Origin of the sequence: Aequorivita sinensis (assembly GCF_006346335.1) — a bacterium.
In the GTDB taxonomy this organism is placed as follows: domain Bacteria; phylum Bacteroidota; class Bacteroidia; order Flavobacteriales; family Flavobacteriaceae; genus Aequorivita; species Aequorivita sinensis.
Genome location: NZ_VDMC01000056.1, coordinates 1 through 1,025 on the forward strand (window position 1 = coordinate 1; position 1,025 = coordinate 1,025).

Sequence of the window (1,025 nt, forward strand, 5' to 3'; positions counted from 1 at the left end):
CCTGGTTTGCAACCAGTCCTACCATAAAATACTGATTATTTTCCTTCCAAATTCGCGCGCTTTACTGATTTTTTAAATAACCTAGCAAGCAAGGGTTATTGCACACAACGTTTGGGCTATGGTTTCGTTGCGGAAAATGTCCGAAGGACTTTTCCGCTGTTGCCGAAAGATAGTAAAGCTGCGGGAATTTTCGGTAGAAAATTCTGCCGCAATGAACTATAGCCATTGTTGTAGCACGTTTTTATCTACAGTTTGGATGGTCAAAACTCAATATATGCTTGTTTTGAAAATCAGCTGAACTATCGGCACCATATTTTTCAAATAGAGATTGCATTTCGCTTTCATCTTGATAAACCAAAATGTATATTTCCCTATCATCGTTTTTATAATAGTTCCATTCAGGAACTCTTTTTAGTTTTTGTACAACATTTAAAATGCTATTGTAATTCTCAATAACTATTTGCGGATCTTTGAATTCAATTCCAATTTGGCTACCAATTTCTGAATTTTCTCCAATATTAATCGAAAAGCTAATACCTTCGTGGTATCCCTTATCTTCATAATCGAAGCAGGAAAAACTTCTAAATTTATAACCACCAATTTCAGAAACAATCACGGAATTAGGATAATCGTTGGCCTCCGAACTTAAATCGAGAAGAACAATTTCCCCTTTATCCTTAATTTTAAGGCGTGCGCCTACATTTTCAAGAGTTAAATCATTATGTCCCCAAATATCAATTACAGAAACTCCTTCTATGTCATTTAAATCAGATTTTATTTGATTCATTTCGTATTCATAAAAAAATGTCCCGTGAATCCAAAAACCCAATATTGGTAACACAAAAAGTAATGCAATCACTATTAAAGTCCATTTTGCAATTTTCATAAAAAATAGTTTTCTCAAATGTGCTACAACGGTCTGGCTATGAGCAGTTGGGGTTTTTTTGCCCTAACTTTTCAGTTTAGCACTGACCTTTATTTTATTTACTTTCTTTTTATTTAAACACCTAAACCCCAATTGCTTA

Annotated in this window: 1 protein-coding gene; it reads right to left on the minus strand. The window is 33.9% G+C overall.

Annotated elements, in window-relative coordinates; genetic code table 11:
- Positions 1–241 precede the first annotated feature (241 nt).
- On the minus strand, positions 242–886 hold the full coding sequence (locus tag FHP04_RS14365) for a hypothetical protein (RefSeq protein ID WP_139856839.1): 645 nt from the start codon (positions 884–886) through the stop codon (positions 242–244).
- Between the last annotated feature and the right edge of the window lie 139 nt (positions 887–1,025).

Coding starts and splice junctions, on each gene's coding strand:
- FHP04_RS14365 (WP_139856839.1), bottom strand. CDS start 886: ATGAAAATTGCAAAATGGACTTTAATAGTGATTGCATTACTTTTTGTG.